23 protein-coding genes and 3 tRNA genes are annotated in these 24386 nt (G+C 54.8%); 21 read left to right on the top strand and 5 right to left on the bottom strand.

Annotation, left to right across the window (positions count from 1 at the left end; translation table 11 throughout):
* Positions 1-10: 10 nt before the first annotated feature.
* The 17 genes from odhB to K5Y30_RS06390 all read left to right on the top strand — a co-directional run bounded on the left by odhB (position 11) and on the right by K5Y30_RS06390 (position 13451).
* Positions 11-1237: a 2-oxoglutarate dehydrogenase complex dihydrolipoyllysine-residue succinyltransferase gene (gene odhB / locus K5Y30_RS06470; RefSeq protein WP_101763215.1), complete on the top strand. Its 1227-nt coding sequence runs from the start codon at positions 11-13 to the stop codon at positions 1235-1237.
* A gap of 60 nt (positions 1238-1297) precedes the next feature.
* On the top strand, positions 1298-2464 hold the full coding sequence (sucC, locus tag K5Y30_RS06465; RefSeq protein WP_007890646.1) for an ADP-forming succinate--CoA ligase subunit beta: 1167 nt from the start codon (positions 1298-1300) through the stop codon (positions 2462-2464).
* The gene (gene sucD, locus K5Y30_RS06460; protein ID WP_110865742.1) at positions 2464-3339 is read left to right on the top strand and encodes a succinate--CoA ligase subunit alpha; all 876 of its coding nucleotides are present in this window, start codon (positions 2464-2466) and stop codon (positions 3337-3339) included. The genes sucC and sucD overlap by 1 nt, the downstream gene beginning before the upstream one ends.
* A gap of 662 nt (positions 3340-4001) precedes the next feature.
* Positions 4002-5573, top strand: coding sequence for a cytochrome ubiquinol oxidase subunit I (gene cydA, locus K5Y30_RS06455; RefSeq protein ID WP_101763213.1), 1572 nt, complete (start codon positions 4002-4004; stop codon positions 5571-5573).
* A gap of 11 nt (positions 5574-5584) precedes the next feature.
* A complete protein-coding gene (cydB, locus tag K5Y30_RS06450; RefSeq protein WP_101763212.1) occupies positions 5585-6724 on the top strand; it encodes a cytochrome d ubiquinol oxidase subunit II in 1140 nt (379 codons plus the stop codon).
* 15 nt (positions 6725-6739) lie between these two features.
* The gene (gene cydX / locus K5Y30_RS06445; protein WP_007890642.1) at positions 6740-6853 is read left to right on the top strand and encodes a cytochrome bd-I oxidase subunit CydX; all 114 of its coding nucleotides are present in this window, start codon (positions 6740-6742) and stop codon (positions 6851-6853) included.
* Positions 6853-7146, top strand: a complete 294-nt coding sequence (gene ybgE / locus K5Y30_RS06440) for a cyd operon protein YbgE (RefSeq protein WP_222210735.1) — start codon at positions 6853-6855, stop codon at positions 7144-7146. Before cydX ends, ybgE begins: the two co-directional genes overlap by 1 nt.
* Positions 7147-7344: 198 nt before the next feature.
* Complete coding sequence (gene ybgC / locus K5Y30_RS06435) at positions 7345-7749, top strand: tol-pal system-associated acyl-CoA thioesterase (RefSeq protein ID WP_008107385.1); 405 nt, start codon at positions 7345-7347, stop codon at positions 7747-7749.
* Complete coding sequence (tolQ, locus tag K5Y30_RS06430) at positions 7746-8432, top strand: Tol-Pal system protein TolQ (RefSeq protein ID WP_101763210.1); 687 nt, start codon at positions 7746-7748, stop codon at positions 8430-8432. The genes ybgC and tolQ overlap by 4 nt, the downstream gene beginning before the upstream one ends.
* 13 nt (positions 8433-8445) lie before the next feature.
* Complete coding sequence (gene tolR, locus K5Y30_RS06425) at positions 8446-8874, top strand: colicin uptake protein TolR (RefSeq protein ID WP_008107389.1); 429 nt, start codon at positions 8446-8448, stop codon at positions 8872-8874.
* Positions 8875-8900: 26 nt separating this feature from the next.
* Positions 8901-10178: a cell envelope integrity protein TolA gene (gene tolA, locus K5Y30_RS06420; protein ID WP_222210734.1), complete on the top strand. Its 1278-nt coding sequence runs from the start codon at positions 8901-8903 to the stop codon at positions 10176-10178.
* 116 nt (positions 10179-10294) lie between these two features.
* A complete protein-coding gene (tolB, locus tag K5Y30_RS06415; RefSeq protein ID WP_101763208.1) occupies positions 10295-11590 on the top strand; it encodes a Tol-Pal system beta propeller repeat protein TolB in 1296 nt (431 codons plus the stop codon).
* A gap of 64 nt (positions 11591-11654) precedes the next feature.
* Positions 11655-12173 carry a peptidoglycan-associated lipoprotein Pal gene (gene pal, locus K5Y30_RS06410; protein WP_101763207.1) on the top strand — a complete coding sequence of 173 codons (519 nt, stop codon included), beginning with the start codon at positions 11655-11657 and terminating at the stop codon, positions 12171-12173.
* Positions 12174-12182: 9 nt separating this feature from the next.
* Positions 12183-12977 (top strand): cell division protein CpoB, encoded by a 795-nt coding sequence (cpoB, locus tag K5Y30_RS06405; protein ID WP_110865745.1) that lies wholly within the window; start codon positions 12183-12185, stop codon positions 12975-12977.
* Between the two features lie 166 nt (positions 12978-13143).
* Positions 13144-13219, top strand: a tRNA-Lys gene (locus tag K5Y30_RS06400).
* A 53-nt stretch (positions 13220-13272) separates the two neighbouring features.
* Positions 13273-13348: transfer RNA gene (locus K5Y30_RS06395), tRNA-Lys, on the top strand.
* Between the two features lie 27 nt (positions 13349-13375).
* A tRNA-Lys gene (locus K5Y30_RS06390) sits at positions 13376-13451 on the top strand.
* 436 nt (positions 13452-13887) lie between these two features.
* Here the strand turns inward: K5Y30_RS06390 and K5Y30_RS06385 are convergent.
* A complete protein-coding gene (locus tag K5Y30_RS06385) occupies positions 13888-15354 on the bottom strand; it encodes an AlkA N-terminal domain-containing protein (protein ID WP_222210939.1) in 1467 nt (488 codons plus the stop codon).
* A gap of 158 nt (positions 15355-15512) precedes the next feature.
* On the opposite strand from K5Y30_RS06385, the gene K5Y30_RS06380 reads away from it, so the two are divergent.
* The 3 genes from K5Y30_RS06380 (at position 15513) to pnuC (ending at position 17966) form a co-directional block, all read left to right on the top strand.
* A complete protein-coding gene (locus K5Y30_RS06380; RefSeq protein WP_222181650.1) occupies positions 15513-16019 on the top strand; it encodes a methylated-DNA--[protein]-cysteine S-methyltransferase in 507 nt (168 codons plus the stop codon).
* A 135-nt stretch (positions 16020-16154) separates the two neighbouring features.
* The gene (nadA, locus tag K5Y30_RS06375; protein WP_101763203.1) at positions 16155-17216 is read left to right on the top strand and encodes a quinolinate synthase NadA; all 1062 of its coding nucleotides are present in this window, start codon (positions 16155-16157) and stop codon (positions 17214-17216) included.
* Between the two features lie 27 nt (positions 17217-17243).
* Complete coding sequence (gene pnuC, locus K5Y30_RS06370; RefSeq protein WP_176971410.1) at positions 17244-17966, top strand: nicotinamide riboside transporter PnuC; 723 nt, start codon at positions 17244-17246, stop codon at positions 17964-17966.
* On the opposite strand, the gene zitB is transcribed toward pnuC, so the two are convergent.
* The 4 genes from zitB to K5Y30_RS06350 form a co-directional block, all read right to left on the bottom strand.
* Positions 17960-18925, bottom strand: coding sequence for a CDF family zinc transporter ZitB (zitB, locus tag K5Y30_RS06365; RefSeq protein WP_222210733.1), 966 nt, complete (start codon positions 18923-18925; stop codon positions 17960-17962). The two genes, pnuC and zitB, sit on opposite strands and share 7 nt — an antisense overlap.
* Positions 18894-21980: an ATP-binding protein gene (locus K5Y30_RS06360; RefSeq protein WP_222210732.1), complete on the bottom strand. Its 3087-nt coding sequence runs from the start codon at positions 21978-21980 to the stop codon at positions 18894-18896. The genes zitB and K5Y30_RS06360 overlap by 32 nt, the downstream gene beginning before the upstream one ends.
* Positions 21962-22546, bottom strand: a complete 585-nt coding sequence (locus K5Y30_RS06355) for a response regulator transcription factor (protein WP_137385389.1) — start codon at positions 22544-22546, stop codon at positions 21962-21964. The genes K5Y30_RS06360 and K5Y30_RS06355 overlap by 19 nt, the downstream gene beginning before the upstream one ends.
* A 103-nt stretch (positions 22547-22649) precedes the next feature.
* On the bottom strand, positions 22650-23009 hold the full coding sequence (locus K5Y30_RS06350) for a YbgS-like family protein (protein WP_370634177.1): 360 nt from the start codon (positions 23007-23009) through the stop codon (positions 22650-22652).
* A gap of 296 nt (positions 23010-23305) precedes the next feature.
* On the opposite strand from K5Y30_RS06350, the gene aroG reads away from it, so the two are divergent.
* Entirely contained in the window at positions 23306-24358 is a 1053-nt protein-coding gene (gene aroG / locus K5Y30_RS06345; protein ID WP_110865751.1) for a 3-deoxy-7-phosphoheptulonate synthase AroG, read from the top strand.
* Positions 24359-24386 lie beyond the last annotated feature (28 nt).

Here is a 24386-nt window from a genome sequence, read left to right as displayed (position 1 = left end):
AGGAAAGAAAATGAGTAGCGTAGAAATTCTCGTTCCCGATTTGCCTGAATCCGTAGCGGACGCAACGGTTGCAACCTGGCACAAAAAACCTGGCGACTCTGTGAGCCGCGATGAAGTACTGGTAGAGATTGAAACTGACAAAGTGGTTCTGGAAGTGCCTGCTTCAGCGGATGGCATCCTGGAAGCCGTGCTGGAAGAGGAAGGCGCTACCGTCACTTCTCGTCAGATTCTGGGCCGTCTGAAAGAGGGCAACAGCGGCGGGAAAGAGACTGCGGCCAAAGCGGAAAGCAACGAATCTACACCGGCACAGCGCCAGACCGCTTCGCTGGAAGAAGAGAGCAACGATGCGCTCAGCCCAGCGGTACGCCGCCTGATTGCTGAAAACAACCTCGATGCCAGCCAGATCAAAGGCACCGGCGTTGGTGGCCGTCTGACGCGTGAAGATGTGGAAAAACATCTGGCGAAGAAAGCTGACGGTGGCAAAGCTGCACCGGCTGCAGCGCCAGCCGCTGCTGCACCGCAGGCCGCTGTGGCTAACCGCAGCGAAAAACGCGTACCGATGACGCGTCTGCGTAAGCGTGTTGCCGAGCGTCTGCTGGAAGCGAAAAACAGCACCGCGATGTTGACCACGTTCAACGAAATCAACATGAAGCCAATCATGGATCTGCGCAAGCAGTACGGCGACGCGTTCGAGAAACGTCACGGCGTGCGTCTGGGCTTCATGTCCTTCTACATCAAAGCGGTAGTGGAAGCGCTGAAACGCTTCCCGGAAGTTAACGCGTCTATTGATGGCGAAGATGTGGTTTACCACAACTATTTCGATGTGAGCATTGCGGTTTCTACCCCGCGTGGTCTGGTTACGCCGGTGCTGAAAGATGTTGATGCACTGAGCATGGCCGACATTGAGAAGAAAATTAAAGAGCTGGCGGTGAAAGGCCGTGACGGCAAGTTGACGGTTGAAGAGCTGACCGGCGGTAACTTCACCATCACCAACGGTGGTGTGTTTGGTTCGCTGATGTCTACGCCAATCATCAACCCGCCGCAGAGCGCGATTCTCGGCATGCACGCCATCAAAGATCGCCCAATGGCGGTTAATGGTCAGGTTGTGATTCTGCCAATGATGTATCTGGCGCTCTCTTACGATCACCGTTTGATTGATGGTCGTGAATCCGTTGGCTATCTGGTCGCGGTGAAAGAGATGCTGGAAGATCCAGCTCGCCTGCTGCTGGACGTCTAATTTCGCCGGGCGCGCGGTGTGAAGGCGCGCCCAAACTCATACCTGAATGGATAGAACATCATGAATTTACATGAATACCAGGCGAAGCAGCTGTTTGCACGCTATGGCATGCCAGCACCGACAGGCTACGCCTGCACCACGCCACGTGAAGCTGAAGAAGCCGCGTCTAAAATTGGCGCAGGTCCGTGGGTAGTGAAATGTCAGGTTCATGCCGGTGGCCGCGGTAAAGCGGGCGGCGTGAAAGTGGTGAACAGCAAAGAGGACATTCGTGCTTTTGCTGAACACTGGCTGGGCAAACGTCTGGTGACCTATCAAACTGATGCGCACGGTCAGCCGGTAAACCAGATTCTGGTTGAAGCCGCGACGGATATCGATCAGGAGCTGTATCTGGGTGCGGTTGTTGACCGTGCTACCCGTCGTGTCATCTTCATGGCTTCGACAGAAGGAGGTGTTGAGATTGAGAAAGTGGCAGAAGAAACGCCACACTTGATCCACAAGATGGCGCTCGATCCATTAGCGGGTCCACAGCCGTATCAGGGCCGCGAGTTGGCGTTCAAACTCGGCCTGACCGGCAAGCAAGTTAGCCAGTTCACCAAAATCTTCATGGGCCTGGCGACCATGTTCCTTGAGCGCGATCTGGCGATGGTTGAGATCAACCCGCTGGTGATCACCAAGCAGGGCGATCTGATCTGCCTCGACGGCAAACTGGGCGCGGACGGTAACGCACTGTTCCGTCAGCCGGAACTGCGTGAAATGCGCGATCCGAGCCAGGAAGATCCACGTGAAGCCCACGCAACGCAGTGGGAACTGAACTACGTTGCGCTGGATGGCAACATCGGCTGTATGGTGAACGGCGCCGGTCTGGCGATGGGCACCATGGACATCGTGAAACACCACGGTGGTGAGCCAGCAAACTTCCTGGACGTTGGCGGCGGCGCAACCAAAGAGCGCGTCACCGAAGCCTTCAAAATCATTCTGTCTGACGATGCAGTGAAAGCCGTGTTCGTTAACATCTTCGGCGGTATTGTGCGTTGCGACCTGATCGCAGACGGCATCATCGGTGCCGTGGCAGAAGTGGGTGTCAACGTGCCGGTTGTGGTACGTCTGGAAGGTAACAACGCCGAGCTGGGCGCTAAGAAATTGGCGGACAGCGGTCTGAACATCATTGCAGCAACCAGCCTGACAGACGCTGCACAGCGTGTTGTAGCTGCAGCGGAGGGTAAATAATGTCCATTTTGATCGACAAAAACACCAAAGTCATTTGCCAGGGTTTCACCGGTGGTCAAGGGACGTTCCACTCTGAGCAGGCGCTGGCTTACGGTACGCAGCTGGTTGGCGGTGTAACGCCAGGCAAAGGCGGCACAACGCATCTCGGCCTGCCGGTGTTCAACACCGTGCGTGAAGCAGTAGAAGCCACCGGCGCAACCGCCACCGTGATCTACGTTCCAGCGCCGTTCTGCAAAGACGGTATCCTGGAAGCGATCGATGCGGGCATTAAACTGATCATCACTATCACCGAAGGTATCCCAACGCTGGATATGCTGACCGTGAAAGTGAAGCTGGATGAAGCTGGCGTGCGCATGATCGGCCCGAACTGCCCAGGCGTGATCACGCCAGGCGAATGTAAGATCGGTATCATGCCAGGCCACATTCACCAACCAGGCCGCGTCGGTATCGTATCGCGTTCAGGTACGCTGACTTATGAAGCCGTTAAGCAGACCACTGACATCGGCTACGGCCAGTCAACCTGCGTAGGTATCGGTGGTGACCCGATCCCTGGCTCTAACTTCATCGATATCCTGAAATTGTTCCAGGAAGATCCACAGACCGAAGCGATCGTGATGATCGGTGAGATCGGTGGTAGCGCGGAAGAAGAAGCAGCAGCTTACATCAAAGCCCACGTGACCAAGCCGGTTGTCGGCTACATCGCCGGTGTGACTGCACCGAAAGGCAAACGTATGGGCCACGCAGGCGCCATCATTGCCGGTGGTAAAGGTACCGCTGATGAGAAATTTGCTGCGCTGGAAGCGGCCGGTGTGAAAACCGTACGCAGCCTGGCAGACATTGGTGACGCGGTTAAAGCGGTTTTACCACTCAAATAAGCCAATACAGACTGACAATGAAAAGCCACCTTCGGGTGGCTTTTTTTTGGTAATAACCTGCCTGAAAGAGAGGGAAAAAAGCGCAACGGCTTCAAAAAATTGCGGCTATGCTTACTCTGTCATCAAGGTAAAGAAGGGAAAAGGCGCTGGATTTTGTCAAGCAATTGGCGTGCGGCTTTCCAAAATGAGGTTAAATAATTGCGGAAAAGGTAATTATATTCTTAATAATATGATGATGTTGTGACATCTAATTAACAACCACTGTAACACTACATATCTGGAAATTTATTGTCTTAATCCAGATCAATAAATAGCGACTTATAGGAAACTTTACCGCTAGCAAAACGCCAACTAACCGGTATAAATTGCGCTGCATCAATTCAGTCTTCGTCATAATTTATCAGGAGTTTGTGCCAGGCGTTGTTATATCAATTCTGCCGCCTCCTCGTGTTACTCCTGCTTTAAATTGACTGAAAAGATCGGTTTTTAAGGGAATTTTATCACTGTTACTCGCTCTCTTCGGGCAACAGCTTTCTCTGTTCTATCAGTAACAAAACTGGAATCAATAATCAGTCGTTCCTGAATCTTGTTCTGCGCGTCAATGTCTGTTGTTTGCCGTTGTCATCCGCAGGGGAAGTTCATGCGAGGAGCAAGGAGTCATCATGTTAGATATTGTCGAGCTGTCGCGTTTACAGTTTGCCCTGACGGCGATGTACCATTTCCTGTTCGTGCCATTAACGCTGGGTATGGCGTTTTTATTGGCGATCATGGAAACGGTATATGTCCTGACGGGGAAACAAATTTATAAAGATATGACCAAGTTCTGGGGCAAGTTGTTTGGTATTAACTTTGCACTCGGCGTGGCTACCGGCCTGACCATGGAATTCCAGTTCGGTACCAACTGGTCATATTATTCACACTATGTCGGCGATATCTTCGGTGCGCCGCTCGCCATCGAAGGTTTAATGGCGTTCTTCCTCGAATCCACCTTTGTTGGCCTGTTCTTCTTCGGCTGGGATCGCCTCGGTAAGGTGCAACACCTTGCGGTGACCTGGCTGGTGGCGCTCGGTTCGAACATGTCCGCGCTGTGGATTCTGGTGGCGAACGGCTGGATGCAAAACCCCATTGCATCGGAATTCAATTTCGAAACCATGCGTATGGAGATGTTGAGTTTCTCCGAGCTGGTGCTGAACCCGGTTGCGCAGGTGAAGTTTGTCCATACCGTGGCCGCCGGTTACACCACGGGCGCGATGTTCATCCTTGGTATCAGCGCATGGTATCTGCTGAAAGGGCGCGACATTGCTTTCGCTAAACGCTCTTTCGCCATCGCAGCCAGTTTCGGTATGGCGGCGATTCTGTCAGTGATCGTACTGGGTGACGAATCCGGTTATGAAATCGGTGACGTGCAGAAAACCAAACTGGCGGCAATTGAAGCGGAATGGGAAACCCAACCGGCTCCGGCTGCGTTTACGCTGTTTGGTATTCCGGATCAGGAGACGCAGGAAAATAAATATGCGATTCAGATTCCGTATCTGCTCGGCCTGATCGCCACGCGTTCAGTGGATACGCCGGTCACCGGTTTGAAAGAGCTGCTGGCACAACATGAAGTGCGTATTCGTAATGGCATGAAAGCCTACGCGCTGCTGAACGAACTGCGTGGTGGCAGCAAAGATCCTGAGGTGCGCAGCCAGTTTGAAGCCAGCAAACAGGATCTCGGTTATGGCCTGCTGCTGAAGCGCTATACGCCGGATGTGGCTAACGCCAGCGAAGAGCAGATTCAGAAAGCGACACAGGATTCGATCCCACGCGTTGCGCCACTGTACTTCGCCTTCCGCATCATGGTGCTGGGCGGTGTGCTGATGCTGGGCATTATTGCGCTCTCCTTCTGGAGCGTGATTCGTAACCGCATCGGTAAGTCTCGCTGGTTACTGAAAGCCGCGTTGTACGGCATTCCGTTACCGTGGATTGCGATTGAAGCGGGTTGGTTCGTTGCCGAGTATGGTCGCCAGCCGTGGGCAATTGGTGAGGTGCTGCCGACCGCGGTCGCTAACTCCTCATTGACCGTTGGCGATCTGCTGTTCTCAATGACATTGATTTGCGGTCTCTACACCTTGTTCCTCGTGGCGGAAATGTACCTGATGTTCAAGTTCGCGCGCCTCGGTCCAAGCAGCCTGAAAACCGGCCGCTATCATCATGAAACGCTGAAGACATCATCTCAGCCGGCGCGTGGATAAGGAGAGCGACCATGTTTGATTACGAAGTATTGCGCTTTGTCTGGTGGCTGCTGATTGGCGTGTTGCTGATCGGTTTCGCGGTCACCGATGGGTTTGATATGGGCGTTGGTATGCTGACGCGCATTCTGGGTCGTACTGATACCGAACGTCGCATCATGATTAATACCATTGCGCCGCACTGGGACGGAAACCAGGTTTGGCTGATCACCGCCGGTGGCGCGCTGTTTGCTGCCTGGCCAATGGTTTATGCCGCTGCGTTCTCCGGCTTCTACGTGGCGATGATTCTGGTGCTGGCTTCACTGTTCTTCCGTCCGGTCGGATTTGATTACCGTTCAAAGATTGAAGATATGCGCTGGCGCGGCATGTGGGATTGGGGCATTTTCATCGGCAGCTTTGTTCCGCCGCTGGTGATTGGTGTGGCGTTCGGCAACCTGCTGCAAGGGGTGCCGTTCCATGCTGACGAATATCTGCGCCTCTTCTATACCGGCAATTTCTTCCAGTTGCTGAACCCGTTTGGCTTGCTGGCGGGTGTGGTGAGTGTGGCGATGATCCTGACGCAAGGCGCAACCTATCTGCAGATGCGTACTGCCGGTGAGTTACACGTCCGCAGCCGCAGCACCGCGCAAATCTCGGCGCTGGTAATGATGGTGTGCTTCATTCTCGCGGGTGTGTGGGTGAAATACGGCATCGACGGTTATGTGCTGAAAAGCGTTATCGATCATCACGCGGCATCCAACCCGTTGGGTAAAGATGTGGTGCGTGAAGCCGGTGCGTGGATGGTGAACTTCGATCAGATGCCAGTACTGTGGCTGTTCCCGCTGTTGGGCGTGGTGTTGCCGCTGCTGACCATTCTCTGCTCGCGTATCGAGAAGGGCGCTCTGGCGTTTATCTCGTCTTCATTAACTTTGGCTTGCGTGATTATGACGGCCGGGATTGCGATGTTCCCCTTCATCATGCCATCCAGCACCGTGCCGGGCATCAGCCTGACCATGTGGGATGCCACGTCTAGCCTGCTGACGCTGAAAGTGATGACCATTGCCGCCATCATCTTTGTACCGATTATCCTGGCGTACACCGCCTGGTGTTATTACAAGATGTTTGGCCGTATCACCAAAGAACACATTGAGAGCAATACGCACTCCCTGTACTGATTAAGGAGATTGAGCATGTGGTATTTTGCCTGGATTCTTGGCACCTTGCTGGCCTGTGCGTTCGGTGTGATTACGGCGCTGGCGCTGGAGCACGTTGAAGAGAGCAGCGCGAAGGACGAGCAAGTCTGATGCGCACAATGATTCAGACGCTTTATCGTCTGATGGACAAGGGCCCGCTTCGGGCCCTTTCGCTAATCCTCGCGTTGTGGCTGGCGGGCTGTGTCATTTGGCAGCCTTCACGCTTTGCCGCGCGCACCAGTGATTTAGCGATATGGCACGGAATGCTGCTGATATGGGCCGTTTGTACCGGCGTGATACACGGCACCGGATTTCTCCCTCAGCGCCTACGCTGGCAAGCGCTCTTCTCGCCGTTGCCCGCGATGATAGTTTTAGTGGCAGGAATTTTCTGGTTCTACTATTAAGTCCAGGCTCAGGACTTAAAAACGCCGCAATTTCAGACGCTGACGTGAGGTTTTGTCAGCGTCCGGTCAAGAAACATCCTATAAATCCTTCCAGTTGTTAACCTGTGATAATTATTTTCTCGCGGCGTCAGCGGACCATTCCCAAGCCGATCTCTCTTGCGTATAGTAGCAACGTTTAAAATGAGACCGGGATGTAGAGTGAGTACAACGCTGTTTCGCTGGCCGGTTCGTGTCTATTACGAAGACACCGATGCCGGTGGTGTGGTTTACCACGCCAGTTATCTTGCTTTCTATGAACGAGCACGTACCGAAATGTTGCGCCAGCACCATTTCAATCAGCAGGTCCTGTTGGAAGAGCAGGTGGCTTTTGTGGTACGACGCATGACGATCGATTTTGTTGCGGCTGCACGTCTGGACGATCTTTTGGAAATTCAAACAGAAGTGACCTCAATGACGCGTGCAACGATGACGTTCTCGCAGCGTATCGTGAATGCAGAAGGCAAAGTGCTAAATGAAGCAGAAGTCCTGATTGCCTGCATCAACCCACATCTAATGAAGCCAATTGCGCTTCCCAAGTCTATTGTCGCGGAGTTCAAGCAGTGACTGACATGAATGTTCTTGATTTGTTCCTGAAGGCGAGCCTTCTGGTCAAACTTATCATGTTGATTTTGATCGGCTTTTCTATTGCCTCATGGGCGATCATTATTCAGCGTACGCGCATTTTGAATGCGGCGGGGCGCGAAGCCGAAGCGTTTGAAGATAAGTTCTGGTCGGGTATCGAGCTGTCACGCCTGTATCAGGAAAGCCAGGGACGCCGCGATGAACTGAGCGGATCTGAGCAAATTTTCTATTCGGGTTTCAAAGAGTTTGCGCGTTTGCATCGTGCTAATAACCATGCGCCAGAAGCGGTCGTTGAGGGCGCGAGCCGTGCGATGCGTATCTCCTTCAATCGTGAACTGGAAACGCTGGAAACTCACATTCCTTTCCTTGGCACCGTTGGCTCCATCAGTCCGTATATCGGTCTGTTTGGTACGGTGTGGGGGATCATGCACGCCTTTATCGCCCTCGGTGCGGTAAAACAGGCCACGCTGCAGATGGTTGCACCGGGTATTGCCGAAGCGTTGATCGCGACCGCAATCGGTCTGTTTGCGGCCATTCCTGCCGTTATGGCGTACAACCGTCTGAACCAGCGTGTTAACAAGCTGGAACAGGGCTACGACAACTTCATGGAAGAGTTCACGGCTATCCTGCATCGTCAGGCTTTCTCCACCGACAACACGAAGTAAGTCGAGGTTTACGATGGCCAGAACCCGTGGTCGCGGTAAACGCGACCTTAAGTCGGAAATCAACATTGTTCCACTGCTGGACGTGCTGTTGGTGTTGCTGCTCATCTTTATGGCAACCGCGCCGATTATTACCCAGAGCGTGGAAGTGGATCTGCCGGATGCGACAGATTCAAAAACCGTCTCAACTGATGATAATCCACCGGTGATTGTTGAAGTGTCTGGTGTTGGCCAGTACAGCCTGGTGGTGGATCACGATCGTATGACGCAGTTACCGCCGGAGCAGGTGGTGAGCGAAGCGCAGCGCCGGATTGAAGCCAATCCGAAAACGGTCTTCCTGATCGGCGGTGCGAAAGACGTCCCTTACGACGAAATCATCAAGGCGCTGAACCTGTTACATCAGGCAGGCGTGAAATCTGTCGGTTTGATGACGCAGCCGATTTAAAGCGAACCGTTTTTTGGGAACCGAGTGTGTCGAAGGCAACCGAGCAGAACGACAAGTTAAAGCGCGCGATAATCGTTTCGGTGATTCTGCACATCGTGCTGATCGCCTTACTGATTTGGAGCTCGTTTAACGAAAAAATCGAATCCAGCGGCGGTGGCGGTGGCAGTGATATTGACGCAGTGATGGTCGATTCCGGCGCCGTGGTTGAGCAGTATAACCGCCAGCAGAATCAGCAACGAGACAGTCAGCGCGCCGAGCAGCAGCGTCAGAAACAGTCGCAGCAGCAGGCCGAAGAGTTACAGCAGAAACAAGCTGCTGAGCAGCAGCGTTTGAAAGAGATGGAAAAAGAGCGCTTGCAGGCCCAGCAGGAAGCCAAAGAGCAGGCGAAGCAGCAGGCCGAGCAGCAGAAAGCCGCTGAATCCGCCGCTAAGCAAGCGCAGGAACAGCAGAAAACTGCCGAAGCCGCCGCAGCGAAAGCCAAGGCTGATGCCAAAGCGGAAGCCGATGCGCAGGCAAAAGCAGCCGCCGACGCCAAAGCCAAAGCGGTAGAAGAAGCCAAGCAAGCCGCGGCTGATGCGAAGAAGAAAGCAGAAGAGCAGGCGAAAGCCGCTGCCGCTGAAGCAGCGAAAGAGAAAGCGGCGCAGCAGGCAAAAGCGGCCGCAGAATCGAAAGCCAAAGCGGACGCTGAAGCCAAAGCGCAGGCTGCTGCCGATGCCAAGGCGAAAGCGGCTCAGGAAGCCAAAGAGGCTAAAGAGCAAGCGGCTGCTGAGGCGAAGGAAAAAGCCGCAGCAGAAGCCAAAGAGAAGGCTGCCGCCGAGGCGAAAGCCAAGGCCGATGCGGCTGCTAAGGCCAAAGCGGATGCAAAAGCGAAAGCGGCTGCGGATGCCAAAAAAGCCGCCGCTGAAGCTGCGAAGAACGAAAATGCGGTTGATGACCTGTTAGGTGGTTTGTCTTCTGGTAAGAATGCACCGAAAAGCGGCACCGCATCGGGTGGCGCTGCAGGGCAGGGCAATCAGAAGAAAGCGGGCGCGTCAGGCGCAGATATCAATAATTATCTGGGGCAAGTGGTCGGGGCGATTCAGAGCCGTTTCTACGATGCAGATTTGTACAAAGGTAAAGAGTGTAACCTGCGTATTAAACTGGCACCGGATGGTTTGCTGATTGACGTTAAATCGGAAGGTGGCGACCCCGCCTTGTGTCAGGCGGCAATTGCTGCCGCGAAGCAGGCGCGGATTCCGAAGCCGCCTTCGCAGGCGGTGTATGAAGTGTTTAAAAACGCACCGATGCGTTTCAAACCAGAATAATGCAGTAACGTACGGCAGGTTGAACTAAGGTTAGCTTGCCATACTCTATGAGTACTCGTGTTTTTCAGGAACTGTGCGAATTATCATGAACCTCTGGTTCAGGTAAGGGAGAAAAAATGAAGCAGGCACTTCGTGTAACCTTAGGTTTTTTTGTACTGCTGTGGGCAGCAATGCTTCATGCAGAAGTCCGTATTGAAATTACGCAGGGCGTTAACACCGCACGTCCTATTGGTGTGGTTCCGTTCCAATGGGCTGGCCCAGGCGCGGCACCAGAAGACATCGGCGGGATCGTTTCTGCTGACTTACGTAACAGCGGTAAATTTAATCCGCTCGATCGTTCTCGTCTGCCACAACAGCCAGCCAGCGCACAGGAAGTTCAACCTGCCGCATGGAGCGCATTGGGTATTGATGCGGTCGTAGTTGGTCAGGTAACGCCTAACGCTGACGGCAGCTATCAAGTTGCCTATCAGTTGGTGGACACCGGCGGCGCGCCAGGCACCGTGCTGGCGCAGAACTCTTATAAAGTGACTAAGCAGTGGCTGCGTTACGCAGCGCACACCGCCAGTGACGAAGTGTTCGAAAAGCTGACCGGCATCAAAGGCGCATTCCGTACCCGCATTGCCTATGTGGTGCAGACCAATGGCGGTCAGTTCCCGTATGAGTTGCGCGTGTCGGATTACGATGGCTACAACCAGTTTGTGGTTCACCGTTCACCGCAGCCATTGATGTCTCCGGCCTGGTCGCCAGATGGCAGCAAAGTGGCTTACGTGACCTTCGAAAGCGGCAAATCTGCACTGGTGGTTCAGACGCTGTCTAACGGTGCAATCCGTCAGGTGGCTTCTTATCCGCGTCATAACGGTGCGCCAGCCTTCTCACCAGACGGTTCTAAACTCGCCTTCGCGCTGTCGAAAACCGGTAGCCTGAACCTGTATGTGATGGATCTGGCTTCTGGTCAGACGCGTCAGGTGACTGATGGTCGCTACAACAGCACTGAACCAACGTGGTTCCCGGACAGCCAGACACTGGCTTACACCTCGGATCAGGCCGGTGCGCCCCAGATTTATAAAGTTGGTATCAACGGCGGTGCGCCACAACGTATTACCTGGGAAGGTGCGCAAAACCAGGATGCGGATGTGTCAACCGACGGCAAAACTATGGTGATGATCAGCAGCGCCGGTGGCGCTCAGCACGTCGCCAAACAGGATCTGGTAACGGGAGCCGTTCAAACAATAACGGACACGTTCCTGGATGAAACGCCGAGTCTGGCGCCAAACGGCACAATGGTAATCTATAGCTCTACTCAGGGGATGGGTTCCGTGTTGCAGTTGGTTTCAACCGACGGGCGTTTCAAAGCGCGTCTTCCGGCAACTGATGGACAGGTCAAATTCCCTGCCTGGTCGCCGTATCTGTGATGCATAGGTCCCCTGCACGGCGGGGGATTAAAATGTATGGCAAACAAAATAATAGGATAAAGAAATGCAACTGAACAAAGTGCTGAAGGGTTTGATGCTGGCTCTGCCGGTTATCGCAGTAGCTGCATGTAGCTCACACAAAAACAACAACAACGATCAGACTGGCATGGGCGCTAACGACGGTGCTTACGGTGCTGGTCAGAACGGCGGTAACATGTCTTCTGATGAGCAAGCGCGTCTGCAGATGCAGCAGCTGCAGCAGAACAACATCGTTTACTTCGGTCTGGACAAATATGACGTGGCTTCTGACTACGCTCAGATGCTGGATCAGCACGCTGCATTCCTGCGTGGCAACCCGTCTTACAAAGTGACCATCGAAGGTCATGCGGATGAGCGCGGTACCCCAGAATACAACATCGCCCTGGGCGAACGTCGTGCAAGCGCCGTTAAGATGTATCTGCAAGGCAAAGGCGTTTCTGCTGACCAGATGTCTATCGTTTCTTACGGTAAAGAAAAACCAGCTGTACTGGGTCATGACGAAGCGGCTTACGCTAAAAACCGTCGTGCCGTACTGGTTTACTAAGAAAATATCATGATGAGTAACTTCAGACTTCATCTGTTGAGTCTGTCGTTACTGGTTGGTTTAGCGGCTCCTTTGGGGGCCGCTAATGCCCAGGCGTCAATCAGTAGCGTTGGCTCAGGCTCGGTCGAAGACCGCGTCACCACTCTTGAACGTATCTCTAATGCCCAGGCTCAGCTTTTGCAGCAATTGCAGCAGCAGATGAGCGACAACCAAAGCGATATCGATTCGCTGCGCGGGCAAATCCAGCAAAATAGCTATCAGCTTAATCAGGTGATTGAGCGCCAGAAGCAGCTCTATCAGCAAATCGACAGCCTTAGCTCCGGCAGTAACGGTGCGCAGGCGAGCGGTGGTGCTGATGCCGCTGCAGCGGGCGCTGCGGCTTCTGCGGATAGCGGTAGCAGCGCCAGTTCGGCTGCGCCAGCGCAAACCGGCGATGCCAACACGGACTACAATGCTGCGGTTGCGCTGATTCTGGAGAAGAAGCAGTACGATCAGGCGATTACTGCCCTGCAGGCTTGGGTGAAGAAATATCCTGATTCTACCTATCAGCCGAATGCCAATTACTGGCTGGGTCAGCTGTTTTACAACAAGGGCAAAAAAGACGATTCGGCCTATTACTTTGCCACTGTGGTAAAAAATTACGCGAAATCGCCAAAAGCCCCGGAAGCGCTGTTTAAGGTTGGTGTGATCATGCAAGAGAAGAACGACACGGCGAAAGCCAAGGCTGTCTTCCAGCAAGTGATCAAACAATTCCCAAATAGTGATTCTGCTAAGCAGGCGCAAAAACGTCTTGCCGGGTTGTAATTTGTGCTTAAAAGACCGGATTTCGTGTGATTTCTGGTCTTACAGCATGAAAGGTAAGCAATTGAGACATTTAGTGGAAAATAAGGGTTGCGCCCTCCCGCTAAATCAGTAATATATGCCGCCGTTGCCGGGACATATCTTAACAAGTATCGGCAGCACTGAAGATGGGTCGTTAGCTCAGTTGGTAGAGCAGTTGACTTTTAATCAATTGGTCGCAGGTTCGAATCCTGCACGACCCACCATCTCAACCCGTTGTAAGAGAGATGATTTCTTCAGTAAGCTTTACAACCTTGATGGGTCGTTAGCTCAGTTGGTAGAGCAGTTGACTTTTAATCAATTGGTCGCAGGTTCGAATCCTGCACGACCCACCATCTAGTAAAGGTTGTAAGCCCCACAGCGGGTCGTTAGCTCAGTTGGTAGAGCAGTTGACTTTTAATCAATTGGTCGCAGGTTCGAATCCTGCACGACCCACCAGTTATGTAGAAAGGCGCCCTAAAGGCGCCTTTTTGCTTTTCTACGTTTTAATAAAATTTTAGCAGTGTTGCTTTGGGATGGGTGCCGGGCTCTAAAAGGCGGGACGGATCGCGAAGACACATCACATCCCTGTGGATCGGCCTCGCAAGTCCTCGCCTCATCCATGAGGCTCGCCCGCAAGCGGGCAACGCTTCGCGTTGTGCAAAAACGCTCCCGGCGTTTTTGTCCATGGCTCGGACGCTTCGCTCCTTCCGCTCCCGCCTTTTAGAGCTATCAGGCTCAAGAGTCGCTTCTAAATAAGTGCACATATTTGCATGAAGGCGGGGATAAGGGGCGGTGGAGTAAAGCTTCCGGCGCATGGATGCGCCGGCAGAGCCTACAGGGATGTATCCACGGCGACTTTACGCAACCGCCCCTTATTTCCGCCTGAAACGCACTATTCAGATTTCTTAACCGGCGTCAGACTTTTCCAGATATGCAGCACCGCATAGCTGCGCCACGGTCGCCAAACCTGCGATAACTGCTCCGCCACTTTGGCACTCACGCCGCCGAGATTATTACGAATCGCAATATCCTCTTTGGGAAACGCATCAGGCCAACGCAGCGCACGCATCGCGATATAACTTGCCGTCCACGGCCCAATGCCTTTTAGCGCAAGTAGCTGCTGCTGAACCACGTCTGGATTCACCGCACCGTTAAAGCGTAATGCGCCAGAAGCACAGGCCTGCGCCAGTGCCTGAATGGCATGTGAACGCGCACTGACAATCCCCAGACTGGCGATATCATCGATACTCGCCGCCGCCAGCGACTCCGCATTCGGCGGCAAACGTGAAAGTTCTGACCACGGCGTTACCAGCGGCTCACCAAAGCGCTGTGCCATTCGGCTGCTAAGCGTGGTCGCCGCTTTCACGGTAACCTGCTGGCCGAGTATCGCACGCACACCCAACTCAAAGCCGTCAAACGCACCAGGAACGCGTAAACCGGGAAAGCGCGACAAGCTCTCGGCTAATAGCGGATCGTGGCTTAGGTGCTCTGCTATGCGCTGTGGCTGCGCATCCAGGTCAAACAGATCGCGCAGACGACGCAGCAAAGCGGGCAGCACTGGCGTCAGAGACGTCGTAAATTGCACCTTCAGCGACTGTTTTTCCGCAAGATGGCTCACGCGCACCCAGCCGCGACAGTTGCCCAGCGCCACCGTACGGTGATAAATGCCCTCGTTCACCCATTCCACCTCCTTCATCACGCGCTGTTGCAGGAAATCGAGCATCGCATCCCAATCGTAAGGCGGCCGATAACTCAGGCGTAGTTCGGCGCTCTCTTGCGTGGTCTTCACGGCGTCGGGTTGATTCTGCTTGCGCAGGCGGGAAGGCGTCATGCGATAGCGCGCCTGGAACACATCGTTAAAGCGCCTCAAACTGCGGAAGCCGCTGGCGTAAGCAATTTCTGTTACCGGTAGTGAGGTTTCTGTCAGAAGTTGCTTAGCCAGCAGCATACGACGCGTCTGACGCAGCTCTAAAGGCGATACGCCGAGCTCCTGCTGCACCACGCGACGCAATTGACGTTCACTGAGGTCAAACTCGCCAGCGATGTCTGCCAGCGTCTCCTGCTCTTCCAGCAAGCCCTCTTCGATGCGGCGAATCAAACGATCGGCAATGCGGTGATGGCTATCCACCGGCGCAGAGCCGGGCGCCAGTTCCGGACGGCAGCGTAAACACGGACGGAAGTGCGCTTTCTCGGCGGCCTCTGCGCTGCTAAAAAACAGGCAGTTCTTCTGCATCGGCGCTTTCACTGGACAAATGGGGCGGCAATAAATGCCGGTGGATGTCACGCCAACAAAAAACAGCCCGTCGAAGCGGCTATCGCGCGACGTCAGCGCCTGGTACGCAATTTCAGCATCAAACATCATCGTCTCCGGCAAATAAACGGCATGGTCGCGCAAGCTGAACAGGAAAACTCGCTGCTTTCGGACAGCTAACCAGTTTATGCTGATGACCGAAAACAGCCAGTTTCCTGCGGCGGAAATGCGATAATCGCCAGCAGAGAATATGCCGGAGGTGCACCATGTATCATGCCAAAATCATCGCGACGCCCGTTGGTGAGCTCACGCTTGTTGCCACCGATAAAGGATTGTCGGCGATTCTGTGGGAAAACGAAGGGGCGCAGCGCGTGCCGTTGAAGCCGATCAACCGTAACGATCAGCATCCGATTCTGTGTGAGGCCGAACGCCAGCTGCGCGAATATTTCGCCGGTGAGCGTCAGCAGTTTGATATGCCGTACGACACCGTCGGCACCGAGTTTCAGAAAAAAGTGTGGCAGGCGCTGCTCACCATCCCGTTTGGAGAAACGCGCAGCTACCTGCAAATCGCCGAGCAGATCGGCAATCCGAAAGCGGTGCGCGCCGTAGGCGCAGCGAACGGTAAAAATCCGCTGTCGATTATGGCGCCGTGCCATCGCGTGATTGGCAGCAACGGCAAACTCACCGGTTTTGCAGGCGGACTCACCGTTAAAGCCTTCCTGCTGGAGCTGGAAAGTCCGCAGAAAACGTTGAGCAGCGCATTGTTGCTGTAGAGCGCGCAAAAAAGAGACGACACTCTCGCGCAATTCCGCTATCGTGTTTAGCATATAAAACACGATAGCGGTTTTGATGCCGCATCATTGCCGTAACCGGCAATTTTGTTAAATTGAGAAAACGAGAGCCGTGTCATGAGCCTGATGTTCGATCCTGAAAGCGCGATCTATCCTTTCCCGCCGAAACCGGCACGTCTCAGCGACGATGAAAAAGCCCACTACAAAAACAAAATCAAACGCTTGCTGAAAGAACGCGATGCGGTGATGGTGGCGCATTACTACACCGATCCCGAAATTCAGGCGCTGGCGGAAGAGACCGGCGGCTGCGTATCGGACTCACTGGAAATGGCGCGTTTCGGCAGCACCCATCCCGCTAAAACCTTGCTGGTGGCGGGCGTGCGTTTTATGGGTGAAACCGCAAAAATCCTTAGCCCGGAAAAAACCGTGCTGATGCCCACCTTGCAGGCGGAATGCTCGCTCGATCTCGGTTGCCCAATTGAAGAATTTAACCGCTTCTGCGATCAGCATCCCGATCGCACTGTGGTGGTGTATGCCAACACCTCGGCGGCGGTTAAAGCGCGTGCGGATTGGGTCGTCACCTCGAGCATCGCGGTTGAGCTGATTGAGCATCTTGACAGCCTCGGCGAGAAAATCATCTGGGCACCGGATCGCCATCTCGGCCGCTACGTCACGCAAAAATCCGGCGCGGATGTGCTGTGCTGGCAGGGCGCCTGTATTGTGCATGACGAATTCAAAACACAGGCTTTGCAACGCATGAAGGCGCTCTATCCGCATGCGGCGGTGCTGGTGCATCCTGAATCACCGCAGGCGATTGTCGATCTGGCTGATGCGGTGGGATCCACCAGTCAGCTGATTCAGGCGGCGCAAAGTTTGCCGCATCCGCAGATGATCGTCGCCACCGATCGCGGCATCTTCTACAAAATGCAGCAGGCGGTGCCGAACAAAGAGTTGCTGGAAGCGCCCACCGCAGGCGAGGGCGCCACCTGCCGCAGCTGTGCGCACTGTCCTTGGATGGCGATGAACGGCCTGAAAGCGATTGCCGAAGGACTGGAGCGTGGCGGCAGCGCGCATGAGATCCATGTGGATAGCGCATTGCGTGAGGCCGCGTTGCTACCGCTCAACCGCATGCTATCCTTTGCTGCAGATCTCAAACTTAAAATCAAAGGGAATGCATGATGGGCTCCCGTTACACAGGCTCCTAATATGGACTTCTTTAGCACGCAAAATATTCTGGTTCACATTCCGCTCGGCGTTGGCGGCTACGATCTCTCATGGATCGAAGCCGTTGGCACCATTGCTGGCCTGCTGTGCATCTGGCTCGCCAGCCTTGAGAAAATCATCAACTACTTTTTTGGACTGATAAACGTCACGCTGTTTGCGGTGATCTTCTTCCAGATTCAGCTCTATGCCAGCTTGTTGCTGCAACTGTTCTTCTTTGTCGCCAACGTTTACGGCTGGTACGCGTGGAGTCGGCAAACCTCTAACAACGAAACGGAGCTGAGAATTCGCTGGCTGCCGCTGCCGAAAGCATTGGGTTGGGGCGCGGCGTGCGTGGTGGCGATTGCGCTGATGACGGTGTACATCGATCCGGTCTTTGCTTTCCTGACCAAAACAGCGGTCGGCATTATGCAGAGTCTGGGGCTTAACGTGGCGATGCCGCAACTGCAGCCGGACGCGTTTCCGTTTTGGGATTCGTGCATGATGGTGCTGTCGATTGTGGCGATGATTTTGATGACGCGTAAATACGTTGAGAACTGGTTGCTGTGGGTGGTGATCAACGTTATCAGCGTGATGATCTTTGCGCGTCAGGGCGTTTATGCCATGTCACTGGAGTACGCGATTCTGACGCTGATTGCGCTTAACGGTTCGCGCCTGTGGATGCAAAGCGCACGCGAACATGGCTCGCGCGCGCTGTCCCATCAGTGATGATGAGCGTGACCTTCCAGCGCAGCATGATCGTGGTGATCATGCTGCGCGGCGCTGTTATCTAAACACAACTCGCAGTCCGGCCCGCTGCACGGCTGATACTCCATCTGCACCGTGGCGTGGGCAATCTGATAGTGCTCATGTAAATAATGGTGAATGCGCTTGAGCAGGCCGTCGTGATCGTAAGGCGGAATCACCTGCACATGCAGCGTCAGCACCGGTTTTTCACCCACCTGCCACAGATGAACGTGATGCACGTTACGTACTTCATCGATATTGCGCGTCAGCTCGCGTGACAGTTTATCCGCGTTAATATGGCCCGGCGCACCTTCCAGCAACTCATGCAGGCTCTCGCGCAGCAGCGACCAGGCGCTACGTACCACCAGCAATGACACCAGCAGCGACAAAATCGGGTCGATTGGCGTCCAGCCGGTCAGCATGATGATCACCGCCGCGACAATCGCACCGACCGAACCCAGCAAATCGCCCAGCACATGCAATGCCGCCGCACGTACGTTGAGATTCTTCTCTTCGCTGCCGCGATGCAGCAGCCAGAACGACAGCAGATTGGCCAGCAAACCGGCAATGGCGATGCCGAGCATCAATCCGCCGGCAATCGGCTGGGGTTCATAGAAGCGACGCAGCGCTTCCCAGACAATCAGCACCGTAATCACCAATAGCGCAATGGCGTTGACGAACGCCGCTAAGGTGGTGAGACGCAGCAAGCCGAAGGTATGGCGCGCGTTAGGCTTGCGCTGAGAAAACTGCACCGCGAGTAACGCCATCAGCAGCGCGGCGGCATCGGTCAACATATGTCCGGCATCGGCCAGCAGCGCCAGCGAACCAGAAACCAGCCCGCCGATCACTTCGGCCACCATAAACAGCGCCGTTACGCCAAACGCCGCGGCCAGTCGTTTGCGGTTGCCGTTAGCGGTCCCGTGAGAATGCGTGTGTGCCATAATTATCCAGTTGTTTAAGTAACCTGTTTGTTAATGATATCAGTAAATTGAGATCATCAAGCGGCAACTGCTGCTGTTTAACCTGCTCAATCAACTGCTGACAGCGCTCGGCTACCTCATCCATACCCAGCATCAACCAGCTGCCCTTCATGCGGTGTGCAGCCTGTTCCAGCGCCGTCCAATTTTGTGTATCGCGCGCGTTCAACAGCAAATCCCGATCCTGTTGCAGCGTGCGCTGCAAGGTTTGACAGATGCGCGGAATAAATGCCTGATTATCCTGCGCCAGAATCAGTAAGCTGTTTGGCAAGACATCCAATGGATCTTTTACTGCGCGCGCCAGCAGCGGTGCCAGATGATCGAGCTCAATGGGTTTGAGCAGCAGAGCTTCGTCATCCAGCAAGGCGATTTTCAGCAACTGAACATCTGCAGAGCAGAGCACGCGCAGCGAGGTGCTGCCGCGCTGGCGCTGACGACGGCGCAGAATACGCAGCAGCGTTAAACCATCCGGGCGCGGCATCATCTGGTCGATAAACAGAATATCGAAGGCGCGCTGAGCATCGGCGCGCAGCAGCGCTCGGCCCTCTTCAAATACCTGCGCCTCAACGCCAAACATCGCCAGCTGCTGCTGCATCACCAAAAGATTGGTCGGGTGATCGTCCACAATCGCCACGCGCAGCTGCGGGTAAACAGGCCAGCTGGCTGTGCGCTCGGTTAACGGCTCTTGGCTCACGACTAATGGCAACTGCACGCTGACCGTGGTGCCGCTGCCCGGTGCTGAAGTGAGCGTTAGCGTACCGCCCATTCGTTGCACAATCTCGCGACAGATAAACAAACCTAAGCCGCTGCCTTGCACCGCATGGCTTTTGCCGGACGGCGCCTGATACCACGGCTCAAACAGTTTTGCCTGCTCGTTAAGCGGGATGCCGCTGCCGGTGTCGGTGACCGTAAGCTGGATGTGCTCACTGACCGCCAGCGACAGGCGCACTTCGCCTTCGCGGGTAAACTTCAGGGCGTTGGCCACCAGATTATTCACCACCTGCTGCAGGCGATCGCCATCCAGCAACACGCTGGCAGGCAGCGGCGTTAACGCTTCGGCAATCAGGTTCGGCCCGGCATCGCGCATTAAGGGATGATAAAACTGCTGCTGTTGCTGCAGCCAGAGCGTCAGATTGAGCGGGCGCGGCGCCAGACGGAAGCTCTGGCTCTCAATACGCGCGTGATCCTGCAAGTCGTTCAATAGCGCCATCAGCGACCGCGCGCTGCTGTGCATCAGCGCCAGCCGTTCACTCGGATGCTGCTGCTGTTCCAGCTCCAGCAAACCGAGAATCGCCTGCATCGGCGTGCGCAGTTCGTGGCTGGCGGTGGCGAGAAACTGGCTTTTGGCGGCATTGGCGCGTTCGGCCTGCTCACGCTGCAATCGGTCACGACGCTGCTGCCAGTAACGACGCGCCAGCAAGCCCAACAGCAACAGAATAATTACGCCTGCCGCAAGCAAAATCATCAGCGGAATATTGCGCATCGCCATCGTCGTGCCGGGCTGCGGCGGCTGCGACCAGCTGACGCGCATCTGATTAAGCGTATCAGGCGGGATTTGCTGCAATGCATGGTCGAGCAGGGCGCGCAGCTCAGGCTGTTCAGCACTGACCTGCGGCGCCAGCGGCCAGGCGATATCGCTGGCAGCAAACGCCAGATGCACACGATTATCTTCGTGACTCGCCATACGCCAGCGGGCAGAGAGCACGTTATCTACCAGCGCATCGATCTGACCGTTATTCAGCGCTTGCCACAGCTGCGTCCGATCGTCGAACGGCTGCGGCGTAATACCTGACGGCAGCAAACGTATGGCGAGATCGTCGCGTAATACGCCCACGCGCTGGCCTTGTAACGATTGCCAGTTCATTGGCTGATGCGTGGCAAGCGTGTAAATGCCCCAAATGGCGCGCCATACCGGCAAAGTATTGCTGCCGGGATCGTCGCCATACAGCGGCTGCAACAGGTTGAGCATCACCTGCTGTTGCTGCAGTAGCGTGGCGGCCTGCTGCGGATTGTTGACCCAGCGCGGGGTGAAGCGCAGGCCGGTGCTTTGGCTTAAGGCGTTGAGCAGGTCGATGCCGAAGCCGCGCGCGTTGCCGTTGCTGTCGCGATAACTCCATGGCGCGTTATCCGCCTCAACCGCATAGGGAATCTCGTTGTGCTGCGCCAGCCACTGCTTTTCGCTGGCCGACAGCATCAATGTTTGCGTATCCTGATAGCGCAGCAGCGGCGGACTCCAGCGCTGCTGGACGCGACTGCTGAACTCGGCGGGCAGCAGGCGCAGCTGACTGTTAAGCCAGTGGATCAAGGCGGCATCGCGCGCTAGCGCACGTAGCGTTAATTCGCCCGCGCCGGGATCGGCGGTGATTTGGTAGATTTGTCCTTGCTGCAGCTGGCCCAGCAGAAAACCGGCGCTGGCTTCATCGGCGACCAGGTAATCGCTCTGCTGATTGAGCAGCGCATACAGCGCCTGCAGATCGCCCGGCAAGGTGTGCCAGCGATGCTGCTGCACAAATTCAGTGGGCAACTGCGCCAGCGTCGCTTCGGCAATGGTGAGCTGCGCGGTTTCGCTATTGAACATCACCGCGCGCTGATTATCCCGGTTACGATAGATGCGAATCGGGCTGCTGTACCAGCTGTCGCTGAGCAGCACGTCGGATGGGAGCTGGGCATGTTGATTACTTAACACCAAATCCACCTCGCCGCGCTGCAATGCTGCCAGTTGCTGCGCGCGATCGGCATAGCTTTGCAGCGTGAAGTGCGTACCGGTCAACTGGCTTAGGGCGCTGAGATAATCGGCGTCGATGCCCCAGATGTGATCGCCAATACGCATCGCCCAGGGCGCGCTATTTTGTGCCGGCACCGCGACGCGCAAGGTTGCGCCAGGCCAGGGTTCGGCGTGCGGGGCCGGCATCATCGCGGGTAGCATCACGCTGCTGGCGGGTTGCAGATCGGCTTTCGCCATCACACTCAGCAGCAGCGTACACAGCAGCAAACAGATCCTCACTGCTGCGCTTTCCACAGCTCAGCCAGCTCAACCACCGACTGTACGCCGGTTTTCTCCAGGATGTTCTTCTTGTGGGTGCTAACGGTTTTATTGCTGATATGCAGCTGTTCGCCAATCTGCAGATTCGAGAGGCCGCGCACCAGCAGCGCTACAATCTGCTGCTCTTTCTCGGTTAACGGCAGTTCGATACGTTCCGGCAGCGGCGGAAAAGCCTGCTGGCCGCCGAGCACCGCCAGAATCGCGCTCAGCAGTTGCGCCATGCTTTGGCTTTTCACCACGTAACCGGCAGCGCCAAGCGACACGGCGCTGAGCAGCGTGTGGCGGCTCTGCTGCGCGGAATAGATCAACACCGGGCAGTGCTGATTACGCACGCGCAACCGGCGCAGCAGTTCGAGTCCGTCGCAATCGGGTAAACCGATATCCAGCACAATTAAATCGATGGGATGTTGTTGAAGCAGTTGGCGCGCCTGCGCTTCGTCGCCAGCGGCGTGAATGTTCAACGTGATGGGAGCGTTAACGCAAGCCGCTTCCAGTGCGACGGCAACTAACGGGTGATCATCAATAAGCAGCAATGAAGCCATGAAACAGTTCCTGTGAATTTCATTGCTTCAGCATAGCGGAAAAGGGCGGGGGGCAAAATAAAAGGGAGAGCCGAAGCTCTCCCTTGATTAAACAGAAGGGACCTTATTGCGAAGTACCGTCTGTTTTATGTTTCACGTGGCCGCCACCCTCTTTGGTGTCGACTTTTTTATTCATGTCCGGGCATTTGCCGTCTTTGCACATGCTGTTTTTGTGCACCTGGCTGGCTGACATATTGCTTGTATCAGTGCCTGACGTTGCTGCGCTATTGGTATTGGTGCTGCCGCTGTTAATTTTGCTGTTATCAACATTATTGGGTGGCAGATTCTGTTTTGCACCGCCAGCTGCTGCACCGGCTTCAGCTGAAGCGTTGGCCGCACCATTGTTGTTATCCGCAGCCATTACAGCACCGCTACCCATAGTCATCGCTGCTGTCAGAAAGATCATTGCAAACTTATTCATCATTATGCTCCAGTAATTAATGGATAGTTGCCGTCTAACACCCACTGGTGTTGAATGACGAAAATAGCGTGCCGCGATGGAATAAAATCCACCTTATACGCTTCACTTAAAAATTTAATTTTGCAAACACATCATTCCTTAGTGCTTACATTTAAAAAGCTTAGTGCATGGATATATAAATGCAAATTTGAGATGTACATTTTAAGCGCGGTGCGTAATTTACACCCACCGCGTGAAGGGCTAAAGTGGGCGGGTTGCGCCCGACGGACGTTGGGCCAGAAATTTGAATGGAATTGTGTATGGATTACCAGAACGATGATTTACGCATCAGAGAGATCAAAGAGTTACTGCCTCCTGTTGCTTTGCTTGAAAAATTCCCCGCCACCGATAAAGCGGCTGCAACCGTAGCGCAGTCACGTCAGGCGATTCACCGCATTCTGCATGGCGAAGACGATCGTCTGCTGGTGGTGATCGGCCCTTGCTCAATTCACGATACCCAGGCTGCGCAAGAGTATGCGACGCGCCTGCTGGCACTGCGTGATGAGCTGAAAGACGATCTTGAAGTGGTGATGCGCGTTTACTTTGAAAAACCGCGCACCACGGTGGGCTGGAAAGGGCTGATCAACGATCCGTTTATGGATGGCAGCTTCCAGATCAACGACGGCCTGCGCCTGGCACGCAAGCTGCTGGTGGATATCAACGATATCGGTTTGCCAGCCGCCGGTGAGTTCCTCGATATGATTACGCCACAATATATGGCCGATTTGATGAGCTGGGGCGCGATTGGCGCACGTACCACCGAATCGCAGGTGCATCGCGAACTCTCTTCCGGCCTCTCTTGCCCGGTTGGCTTTAAAAACGGTACCGACGGCACCATCAAAGTGGCGATTGACGCCATTGGTGCGGCCAGCGCGCCACACTGCTTCCTGTCAGTCACCAAATATGGTCACTCGGCGATTGTCGAAACCAGCGGTAACGAAGACTGCCACATCATCCTGCGCGGCGGCAAAGAGCCGAATTACAGCGCCGAACACGTGGCGGCCGTGAAAACCGGTCTGGAGAAAGCAGGCTTGCGTCCGCAAGTGATGATCGACTTCAGCCATGCTAATAGCAGCAAGCAGTTCCAACGTCAGATGGTGGTTGCCGACGACGTGGCACAGCAAATTGCCGGTGGTGAGCAGGCGATTACTGGCGTGATGATCGAGAGTCATCTGGTGGAAGGTAATCAGAGCCTCGAAAGCGGCAAACCGCTGGTGTACGGCCAGAGTGTGACCGATGCTTGCATCGGCTGGGAAGACACTGAGAAGGCGTTGCGTCAGCTGGCTCAGGCGGTCAAACAGCGTCGCAGCTAAGCCATTGCGGCAATAAAAAAGGCCAGAC

Source organism: Pantoea sp. DY-5, assembly GCF_019795955.1.
In the GTDB taxonomy this organism is placed as follows: Bacteria; Pseudomonadota; Gammaproteobacteria; order Enterobacterales; family Enterobacteriaceae; genus Pantoea; species Pantoea leporis.
This window is presented reverse-complemented; position numbering and strand designations above follow the sequence as displayed.